We start from the raw sequence: 8,623 nt of genomic DNA, 5'->3' as shown, positions 1-8,623 counted from the left end.
TAAGTTAGGAGTTGGGATTCAATCAACTCTCAGCAAAACTTTTCATTATATCATAAAATTATTTTGCAAGAGGTCTACTATCGAACACTCGGCAGACATAGCGAGCGCCGTCGATGTGCCTTGCCGAGCGGGCCAGCCACACAGGTGAATGAACTTATCACCCTATTCTCCCAACTTCAATCCTATAGCCCACATTCCGCACCCTGAACTGTCACACTACGAATTTTCGGAGTTTGGCTAAATCGAACTGGCGAGCGCAAGTCCAATTTCCCACTTGTGTGTATAAAAAATGATTAATTGGGTTCACAAAATTCCGCCAAAACCGATTGTGACAGTCGAGGGTGCGGAAAGTGGGTTTGAGTGTGCAGAATTTACGTCTGATAGGCTAACCAAACCCCACAAACCGCATCAAAAGGTAAGTGGGGCTTTTTCTACTCTGTCAGAACTAAGCCAAAAGGCTCTAACACCGCTGCTGCATCAGCTCACCTATCCGCTCCCTCACTAAAGCATCCTCCCCTTCGAGCCAAGCGGTGATTGTGGCAGCCTCGTAGCGAGTCCCCGGTGCATTCCATCCGTACATCTGTGTAAGCAGGTTTTGGAGCTGTTCGGGGTAGTATTCGGGCCACCAAATCAGGGCAATATCTCGTATCTTTTCGGCATCCTCTGGCGCGATTTGTGCGAGCTCCGGTTCCGCTAATTCCTCTGCTGGCACGGGTTCGGGCGCTAGTTGCTCCGGTTCCGGTTCGGGGGGATTGTCGCCCAGTGCGCTCGGCTTCGGCGACCGCTCAGAGATTGTCGGTTGCTCTGAATTTTTGGCTAAAGAGGTGAACTTGATCCGCTCTTCTTCTGTCAGCGCCGCCCAAATCTTCTCTCGGTTTGCAGCTCCTTTACCACAGACTTCTTTGAGCGCTGGCAGAATGTCGGCGGCCGCTTGCCGTGCCGATTCGGGGTCAGGCTCTGCCAGCGCCAATCGAATCATTTGCAGCAAGTCGAGTTCGTCTTCGTTCCATTCTGAATGCTGACCTGAATGCTGACCTGAATGTAGGCTTTGTGTAGGCTGAATGTCTTGCTCTGTATGGCTCGTGTCTACCGTGTAGACTTTGGGTGAGGGTAAGACTTCCACAACCTCAGCCTCAGTATTCACCTGGGCGCGAGAGGTTGATGTTGTGCCGCTATCAGTTTCGAGACTTGAGTCAGCAGAAGTTGATGTTGTGCCGCTATCAGTTTCGAGACTTGAATCAGCAGAAGTAATTTCATTCTTTTTTGCAAGTTTTGAGTTTAGGTCTACATAGTCTACACAAGCCTTGTGGGGTAAGGATTGTAGATATACATTCCGGTCTGCACCATGTAGACCTATATCTACATTTTTGGATTGACTCAACAAATCTTCTACAGTCGAAATGGCTTGGTCGGTATCTGTCCGCAACCTCAACCCTTTGATTGCCATGCCAGCGGCCGACCGCTGCTTTGCGACATCTTTCCATTCGAGGACTTCTCGGCAGAGTTCCACCAAATCTGCTGAGAAATTGTTTTTACCTTTGGCGCTGTACCCGGCTCGACGACAGTAATTGTTATAGGAGCCGAACAAACTTGATTTAGCCGCGACATAATCCGCATCTTTCCATTCGTCTTTATCGGCTCCGATTGCCGTCTGGGCCTCGGTATCGTGAATAATGCAATCGTTGACCCATGACGCCATCGGGTCGGCCCGCACCCGGTCAGCCCAAAAAGTGCCATTAATTCCGCTTTCTTCTTGAGCCAAAATGCGCTCAATTTCGGTCACTGGAATTGATAACAAATATTGGGTAAATGCGCTTAATTCCGGCTCTAATTCTCGTTCGAGGTGGGGGTTTCGCTTAATGGGGGTGTACTCGAATCCTTCTTGAATTATTCGCCGCTTCAACCAGGAAAGTCCGCTGGCAGGGAAACACGGCTGATTTGAAGTAATTAGTGCCAGACCAGAAAAACGGAAGTCAACAGCCGATTTGTACAATTGGCGGCCGCTGATTTTACCCCCGCCCGTCAGTGACCTGAAGTTTGATAAATTGCCTGTGTACTTTTCTTGGTCGTCAAAAACCGCTAGCCGCTTTGTCTGTAAATCCGCGACTTTATCTGAAGCGGTTAAATCTTCCAAGTTTCCAATCCAAGTGTTTCGCTCTCCAACCACCATTGTGGTCAGTCGGGAGTAAAGCCCTTTCCCAGTTCCACCGGGGCCAGTCAGCATTAGGAATTTGTGCAAATGCGCCATACCGCGCAAGCTGGCGGCGATGAAGGCAATCAGAATGTCTTTCTTGTTCCGATTGCCATCGGTGGCCTGATTCATCCAATCGTTGATTTTTGCCCATCCACTATTAACAGCGCTTCCTTTGTAGCTGCGCGGTAGCGACCAAGTTAGTCGGAATCCGGGGGCGTGTTCTTGCCAAGTGTTGCTTTCAATGGAAAGCACCCCATCTTCAAAGGGCAATAGTTCGTTTGATGGTCGCTCTAACCAATCGAGCTCGAATAATTTCCTTTTGAGCGACCCTAGAACGTTGGCGCAGTAGGCGTTGTTGGGTTGCAACCCCCGCGTCTGGCACATGGTATCTATGGCGCTGAGGACATAATCGTCGTTCACCGCCGCCCAAACTCCTTTATGCCGAAGTTCGTACTTCATCCAAGATTTGTGTTCGTCAGAGTAGCAGAGTTGGTCGCGCAACTCCTCGGCAAGTTCGGCTCCCAATTCTTGGGGTAAAGGAATTTTCTTCTTAGGCGATGAATCCTCGCTCCCATCAAGATTGCTCTCCCAGTCCTGAAAGCTGACTGACTTCATAAGCATCCGCCTGAACTCTTCTATTCCTTTTCTCTGGATAAAATCATCCATACCTTTGGTTTCTCCTTCAGTGCCAGGTTCCCATTGTGCAGTAACGCTGCGAACGGGGACACCAAACTTAAGCAACTGGTGGCCGAGTTTCCGCTGTTCCCAAATGATGCTTGGATTGGTCGCTGCATCTGCATCAAAGGCAATGATGAACCCAAAACCGGCACGGGCGTAAGATTCTAGGGTGGGAACGAGATAGCGTTTGTTCTGCAAATCGCTAGCTTTCGCTGTCAGCCCCATGCTGATGCCCATTAAGGCAATTGTCGGTAAGTCGTTGCTGCATCCCGATATTGCTTTGAACGGCCCTTCGGTAATCAGGAGATAGGGATGGTCGTTAATGCGGTAGCAGTGCTGTTTGAGATTTTCTGGCTCCCAATAGTTTTTGTCGGTGGGATGCTGAGGCAAGAATGCGTCGTACTCACCAACGGGCGTGCGATATTTGGGGGCTTTTTTACTGCCAGAGGATTTCCAAGGCTTGTCTGGTCTGAACTGAAATTGTGTGCCTGCACCAATAAAGAAGATGCCACCCGACTTGGCGGTATAACCCAAGTAAACTGATGCCTCGTCAGCAGATACGGTTCGGCAGTTGGCGTAGCTCCACTCGTTGAGCAGTCCCCTGCTCTCAATGTGGCTCTTGTGTTTGGGGCAAAGGTTCGCGGTAGTTGATAAAAATTGATCTGCAATATTCATAGATGCCTCTCTCGCTACTCATAGCGCTGCGTGCTGGTTTTGTTTGCAAAAACCCGCTATATGTAGAAGAGACGGCTCTGCCACAGCTACCGTTGATGTGCAAAGGTGCAGATTTTGCGGTAATGGCAGAAATAGACTATGATGAATTTAAACTTTTATTTTTTGTTTGTCTGCCGTCTCTTCTAAAGACTGCGGACTCTTTTTTTTTGTCTGGCCTAATCCCTGCGGGCTGTCGCTTGTTGATAACAGCCTTTTAAAATTTTATACGCGAACGTATTGCTTAGACTGACAGGGATGGCAGGGAAAGCGGGTTAATTTCAGCGACATTCATGGTGTATTAGTAGTTTTCTTTTTATTGCCCCGCTTGGCTTTGGTGGCTGGCGGGGGGGCAGTTTCACTGGGTGAATCATGGGTGCTGTCCGGTTTGGGGGTTGGGGGATTAGAAGGGTTTTGTTTTAGGTATTCCGCTATAGCTCGCTTAACTACCACTCGTGTCAGTTGGGGTACTGTTAAAAACTCCTTCTCAGCCCAAGCCCCTAGGTGCTCCATATCCTGCTTCTCCAGGTAAAGGGTTATTCGAGGTTTATCAGAGGGCATACAAGTGTTAAGGAGGTTGTCACTTTCTTAAACTCTACCCTTTACTACCTCGCTTTTTATTTAGGTACACCAAAACTCGACAAATACCTTACCTGTTGTTTCACTTTGTCTGCGGGAATCTCATTTAAATAGGTAAAGTAAATATTGACAAGTACCTTACCTGTTGTTACTATACACTCAGGCACGCCAAAGTCAGTGTCGGCGTAAAAGGGTCATCCATAAAACTACCCCTTTTGTTGTCCAAAACTAACTTGAAAGCGCCTTAAATCCAATGCCCGCAACACTTTCGCAGATTGGCGTTCGTGGGCCGACAAAAAAACCAAACCAAACCCCGCCCCCTATGACTGGAAATCTTCTGGGGCGGGGTACGGCACTCACATTAATGAGGTTTTTCAATCATGACACAAATACCGATACCGATAACGGTTGAGGTGTCCGCTGCTGCTGTAACGCCAAAGGTGACGAGCGCTTCTTTGTACCCTTCGTTGTTGGCATCCGTGGACGCGATGGCAGAACCCGCTCTTTGGGTTTTGATGGAAGCGACCGTTTATTCGCTGCGCCAAAGGGACACGCTCACCCGCTCCATTAAAGAGTGCGGTACTGTTGAATGTTTTGGCGATAAATGGCCGCAAGATTTTGATTTCTTGCCAACCGATTCCGAAGCGATCGCCCTAGTAGAAGCAATAGCCGACCAATTCTCCAGCCGCCAGCTCCATTCTTGCTGGCAATCGCTGCTGACTAAGAGCAACCGCACCCAAAAGCTTGCCCTGATTGAAGCGATAACTTACGCCCAACACTATTCATCGACGGTGCTTCAAGCGCTCTCTCAATGCAAACTATCGGATTTGTTTGAAGATTCCTTGGAACACTTGGATGTTTGGCTGTCCGAACCCGAAGCGCTGCGCCTAATTCGCTTGTTCTCCGGTTCCCTCTTAGCTTCATCGGAAGCTGCACCATCTCCAGGCGACGTCCGGGACGATCGATGAAAGCACTCAAAAGCCATCAATTCAAGTGGAGCGTTACCGTCACCCGCAAGTACAATCCACCCCGCCAGATTATAGTTTTCGGGCGATCGCAAGTAGAAGCACTCCAAGATGCCGTAGCTTCTGCCCGCGAAGTCTGGGGTATCTGGGATGCCAAATCATTTAGCACGCCAGAAAGGAAATAATTTTTTTTGATTCTTCGTTAGCTACTTCGGGCGACTCCGAAAACAGCTAACGAAAGAATCAGAGTTTCGGGTTATGTAGCTAACAAGTAGCCAATCAAATGCCAGAAAATGCCAACACCTAAAAAGCCTGTAGACGTAGCTGTTTTTAACAGTCGGTGCGGCCAATGGAATCATCGAAATTACTTCAGAGCAGAGGTAAAGGTAATTCTAGGTAAAGGGGGAAAACCGATGCCTGAAGCTACTTTCAAAACCAGACTCGCCCTTTTAGAAGCAGAATGCCCCGAGTTTCAGAGACAACCTTACCGCCGGACATTTTCTCAATTTCATTTGAACTGCTTGCTAACCCTAGAAACTTGGATTCTTGAAGCCAACCGCTGCATTGCCACTGTTCGAGAACGATTAGCACAAGAAGGATTACCTACTCATGAATACCGAATTGACAATTGACCGCCGCGACATCAAAGCCAAATGGGGACTCAACAAAGTTTCTGACGTAACCAACGCTCGGAAAGCTTTAGGACAGCCCGATTGGCAAAACTCTCTTTTGAGCCCTGATGACAGCGCAGAAATCGACCTTTATTTCGAGTTGGTACTGAATCAGCGAATTGCACCGCGTTCAGCGCTCGAACAAATAGCGAACACTCGAAACGGGCGCGGTGAATGCTGCAATGACATCGACTCAGAAGCGATCGCCAGCGGGGAAAATCGGGATGCTGAGGAAGAAAAAAGCGGAGCGATACAAGCAATTGAAGGAATGACTCGCGAAGCCTCCTTGGGGATGGCGGATGTTGCTGGAGCCGTTAGCGACCAAATCCTAGATGCCTTTAAGATTTCTCTGAGCGCAAATCTGACCCGCGGTTTGACCGAGATGGCCTCCAATATACGAGGTAATTTCAGCGTTCTTACCGATGCCGTAAAAGCAGCCCCATTGGATTTGCGGAATGCCAATTTGCCAGCCCCAAAGCCTGTTTTACCAACCAAGCCAATACCGCAGCGGAGGATTTCACCAGGACTCTGGTAAACGCTTACCGAGAGCTAGGGGAAGCCCTAGCTTTGAAGCAGGCTCAAAGGGAAAAGGAGCTCCTGAATGTAATCTTTTTCCTGATCCTGCAACGGGGGAGAGAACCTAAAAAACCTGGCATTATATTGCCCCCCAATCGCAATTACGCTGAAGAAACAATCGCACTGATGAGGTTTGTCTGATGCTGGAAAGTTACGGTTTCATAGAAATGTATTTAGTGTGTCCTGGATTGAGATTGTGGCGGGCCGTTAAATCTAAGCTGGCTGCAATTACCCAAGTGAGCGAAGTAGCCGTATTGGTGGGAGGATGCGCGTGAAAATCCGAGAAGTCTTGGCAACAGTTAAACACTGCAATTCAGGATGGCAAGAACAAAAACTGGTACACATCCTGTTTACTGACAGAGATGAAAAGTACCAGTTACTGAAGCCTTACTGCGTAGAATACGGCAAAAATGTCATCTTTAGCAAGACAGATAACTAGATTTTGTTGCCAGATTTAGCAAGGCGCACATATAGAGCTAAGGAGTACAGCGATGTTAGTTCACATCAGCAAAAAAGAGGTTTTGTTATGGCACGGAGAGCAGCACGTTTTTGTGTACGCTCCCGACAACAAATGTCTGGCATTCTGTCAGGTCAAAGACCTCGATTTGTACAGGAATCGATATGGTGCGCTGTACAACATTATTGAGAGCGATGTTTACTTAGAAGCGGTAGACGAAAGTAAAAATCTTTGCCAGCCCAAAGAGAAATATTTCCCCCCTGATTGTGTAGGGCCGAGAGAATGCCCTTATCCCGGAGTTTGCTACCGATTCGAGACTGACCAACAAGATTATGAATGTGATGGATATGAATCAACAGGATAGGAAAATATGGACACAGATAAGGACTATCAAAGATTGCTAGTTCCTGCAACGCTTGCAGAAGAAGACGAATTCTACGCTGAATGCAATGTGGCAGGAATTAACCTTGTCGATAGGGTAAATGGAAAACCTGTTGGAGTTTACCCCTACTGGATAGACAGACCCAACTGCAATTGGCACAGTCCACCAGTTGCAGAAGATGAGGATGAGCATGAAGATGATGATGTTGATGAGCCTGAAAGTGAAGAAGAGGTTCGAGCTAATAGAAAAGGCTGGATAAGTCGATTAACGGCGTGGTGGAAACGACGCGATGCTATCAATATCAACTTCTAGGAAGAATCGTAGTTAATGAGGTCACAAGAAATGAGCAGCGAATTAGACAGAGTAAAGCAGTTAGTGGAACTAGACCCAGTACCAGAGGCAATTGTCAAATCTGTAGACATGGCGTGGGCTGTGTACCGCAAAGGGCAAATTCCCGACAACTACCTGATTTGTAAAGAGATGTTTTGGGATGGAATCTGTCAGATATTGGGTTACATTCCGGCTCATATTAAATGCAGCGGTCAAGGACAGGTTTACATTTCATTTAGTCCGAATTACATCAGCAAATAGAAGATTAACGAGACATTAATCTACCGAGTTTTGATGTTTGTTGCGAATTGGTAATGCAACACTTGAGATGTACTCTGCAACAGCTAACAACCAAAAAGTATGAACAAAAAACCAGATGGTAGCCAATCTTTCGATTTCAATGATTTAACCCTCAAACAGCCAGCAATTAGCGATGATTTGACACTCAAACAGCCAGCAATCAGCGGCGATTTAACGCTCGAACAGCCAGCAATAGGCGGCGACTGGTTGATTCAACTCAAACCGCCCACAATTAGCGACGATTTGACGCAAAGGTTCATCCACCATTTGACGCTTCCTGATTCTAACCACAGCAACGAAGATTCGAGGTAACAATTATGTCAGATAAACTCTTGTCAATTTGTGCGTCAATCCTGTTTGCAGTCATTCCAGTGATGCTGGTTTATTTAGTCAAATCGTCCTGGCACGACGGTTATCGACAAGCCGTAAAAGATTTACCGCCAACAGTAGTTCAAGGCAACCAGAATATCGACAACAGCACAAACAACAACTATCAATTTGCACCGTCGCTTGGGGGGAAGTAATCAAGGCTAAATCAACTACATAGCTCAGAATTAATTAAAGGAGACAAACCATGAGTGCAATTGTTAAATACACTGGTGGTGGAGCCATCGCCCCAGCCCTAGTCGGGAAAGTCAAAGCATTTGATAGCGCACCGGCTCTCCTGACTTTATGGTGTATAATGTAACAAACAATACATTTGTTTGTTCTCATGGACTTTTATTTGGACTATATATTAGACTTGCCTGGAGTGAAGGTTGAAAGTTGTACTCAAATTGA

At 47.3% G+C, this 8,623-nt stretch carries 13 protein-coding genes; 11 read left to right on the top strand and 2 right to left on the bottom strand.

Annotation, left to right across the window (positions count from 1 at the left end; translation table 11 throughout):
- Window positions 1-460: 460 nt before the first annotated feature.
- Window positions 461-3,547: a DUF3854 domain-containing protein gene (locus QUA54_RS33155; protein WP_333419145.1), complete on the bottom strand. Its 3,087-nt coding sequence runs from the start codon at window positions 3,545-3,547 to the stop codon at window positions 461-463.
- A 327-nt stretch (window positions 3,548-3,874) separates the two neighbouring features.
- The gene (locus tag QUA54_RS33150; protein WP_333050809.1) at window positions 3,875-4,096 is read right to left on the bottom strand and encodes a hypothetical protein; all 222 of its coding nucleotides are present in this window, start codon (window positions 4,094-4,096) and stop codon (window positions 3,875-3,877) included.
- 446 nt (window positions 4,097-4,542) lie between these two features.
- Between QUA54_RS33150 and QUA54_RS33145 the strand changes: the two genes are divergently transcribed.
- The 11 genes from QUA54_RS33145 to QUA54_RS33095 all read left to right on the top strand — a co-directional run bounded on the left by QUA54_RS33145 (window position 4,543) and on the right by QUA54_RS33095 (window position 8,367).
- Window positions 4,543-5,130, top strand: coding sequence for a hypothetical protein (locus QUA54_RS33145; protein ID WP_333419143.1), 588 nt, complete (start codon window positions 4,543-4,545; stop codon window positions 5,128-5,130).
- Window positions 5,127-5,312, top strand: coding sequence for a hypothetical protein (locus QUA54_RS33140; RefSeq protein WP_333419141.1), 186 nt, complete (start codon window positions 5,127-5,129; stop codon window positions 5,310-5,312). The genes QUA54_RS33145 and QUA54_RS33140 overlap by 4 nt, the downstream gene beginning before the upstream one ends.
- 108 nt (window positions 5,313-5,420) lie before the next feature.
- Window positions 5,421-5,759 carry a hypothetical protein gene (locus tag QUA54_RS33135; RefSeq protein WP_333419139.1) on the top strand — a complete coding sequence of 113 codons (339 nt, stop codon included), beginning with the start codon at window positions 5,421-5,423 and terminating at the stop codon, window positions 5,757-5,759.
- Entirely contained in the window at window positions 5,737-6,333 is a 597-nt protein-coding gene (locus QUA54_RS33130; protein WP_333419137.1) for a hypothetical protein, read from the top strand. Before QUA54_RS33135 ends, QUA54_RS33130 begins: the two co-directional genes overlap by 23 nt.
- 181 nt (window positions 6,334-6,514) lie before the next feature.
- On the top strand, window positions 6,515-6,649 hold the full coding sequence (locus tag QUA54_RS33125; RefSeq protein ID WP_333419135.1) for a hypothetical protein: 135 nt from the start codon (window positions 6,515-6,517) through the stop codon (window positions 6,647-6,649).
- A complete protein-coding gene (locus QUA54_RS33120) occupies window positions 6,646-6,813 on the top strand; it encodes a hypothetical protein (protein WP_333419134.1) in 168 nt (55 codons plus the stop codon). The genes QUA54_RS33125 and QUA54_RS33120 overlap by 4 nt, the downstream gene beginning before the upstream one ends.
- Window positions 6,814-6,865: 52 nt before the next feature.
- Entirely contained in the window at window positions 6,866-7,195 is a 330-nt protein-coding gene (locus tag QUA54_RS33115) for a hypothetical protein (RefSeq protein WP_333419132.1), read from the top strand.
- A gap of 6 nt (window positions 7,196-7,201) precedes the next feature.
- Entirely contained in the window at window positions 7,202-7,525 is a 324-nt protein-coding gene (locus tag QUA54_RS33110; protein ID WP_333419130.1) for a hypothetical protein, read from the top strand.
- Between the two features lie 30 nt (window positions 7,526-7,555).
- The gene (locus QUA54_RS33105; protein ID WP_333419129.1) at window positions 7,556-7,804 is read left to right on the top strand and encodes a hypothetical protein; all 249 of its coding nucleotides are present in this window, start codon (window positions 7,556-7,558) and stop codon (window positions 7,802-7,804) included.
- A 99-nt stretch (window positions 7,805-7,903) separates the two neighbouring features.
- Window positions 7,904-8,155, top strand: coding sequence for a hypothetical protein (locus QUA54_RS33100; RefSeq protein WP_333419127.1), 252 nt, complete (start codon window positions 7,904-7,906; stop codon window positions 8,153-8,155).
- Window positions 8,156-8,160: 5 nt separating this feature from the next.
- Window positions 8,161-8,367, top strand: a complete 207-nt coding sequence (locus tag QUA54_RS33095; RefSeq protein ID WP_333419125.1) for a hypothetical protein — start codon at window positions 8,161-8,163, stop codon at window positions 8,365-8,367.
- The last annotated feature ends 256 nt before the right edge of the window (window positions 8,368-8,623 follow it).

Source organism: Microcoleus sp. MOSTC5 (assembly GCF_036701825.1).
Taxonomy (GTDB): Bacteria; Cyanobacteriota; Cyanobacteriia; order Cyanobacteriales; family Microcoleaceae; genus Microcoleus; species Microcoleus asticus.
The sequence above is the reverse complement of the archived record's forward strand: the minus strand, read 5'-3'. Positions and strand labels throughout refer to the sequence as shown.

Excerpts from the sequence above, each read along its gene's own strand:
- QUA54_RS33105 (WP_333419129.1), top strand. The coding sequence starts at position 7,556 with ATGAGCAGCGAATTAGACAGAGTAAAGCAGTTAGTGGAACTAGACCCA.
- QUA54_RS33095 (WP_333419125.1), top strand. The coding sequence starts at position 8,161 with ATGTCAGATAAACTCTTGTCAATTTGTGCGTCAATCCTGTTTGCAGTC.
- QUA54_RS33150 (WP_333050809.1), bottom strand. The coding sequence starts at position 4,096 with ATGGAGCACCTAGGGGCTTGGGCTGAGAAGGAGTTTTTAACAGTACCC.
- QUA54_RS33115 (WP_333419132.1), top strand. The coding sequence starts at position 6,866 with ATGTTAGTTCACATCAGCAAAAAAGAGGTTTTGTTATGGCACGGAGAG.
- QUA54_RS33110 (WP_333419130.1), top strand. The coding sequence starts at position 7,202 with ATGGACACAGATAAGGACTATCAAAGATTGCTAGTTCCTGCAACGCTT.
- QUA54_RS33145 (WP_333419143.1), top strand. The coding sequence starts at position 4,543 with ATGACACAAATACCGATACCGATAACGGTTGAGGTGTCCGCTGCTGCT.
- QUA54_RS33130 (WP_333419137.1), top strand. The coding sequence starts at position 5,737 with ATGAATACCGAATTGACAATTGACCGCCGCGACATCAAAGCCAAATGG.
- QUA54_RS33135 (WP_333419139.1), top strand. The coding sequence starts at position 5,421 with ATGCCAACACCTAAAAAGCCTGTAGACGTAGCTGTTTTTAACAGTCGG.
- QUA54_RS33100 (WP_333419127.1), top strand. The coding sequence starts at position 7,904 with ATGAACAAAAAACCAGATGGTAGCCAATCTTTCGATTTCAATGATTTA.
- QUA54_RS33125 (WP_333419135.1), top strand. The coding sequence starts at position 6,515 with ATGCTGGAAAGTTACGGTTTCATAGAAATGTATTTAGTGTGTCCTGGA.
- QUA54_RS33155 (WP_333419145.1), bottom strand. The coding sequence starts at position 3,547 with ATGAATATTGCAGATCAATTTTTATCAACTACCGCGAACCTTTGCCCC.
- QUA54_RS33140 (WP_333419141.1), top strand. The coding sequence starts at position 5,127 with ATGAAAGCACTCAAAAGCCATCAATTCAAGTGGAGCGTTACCGTCACC.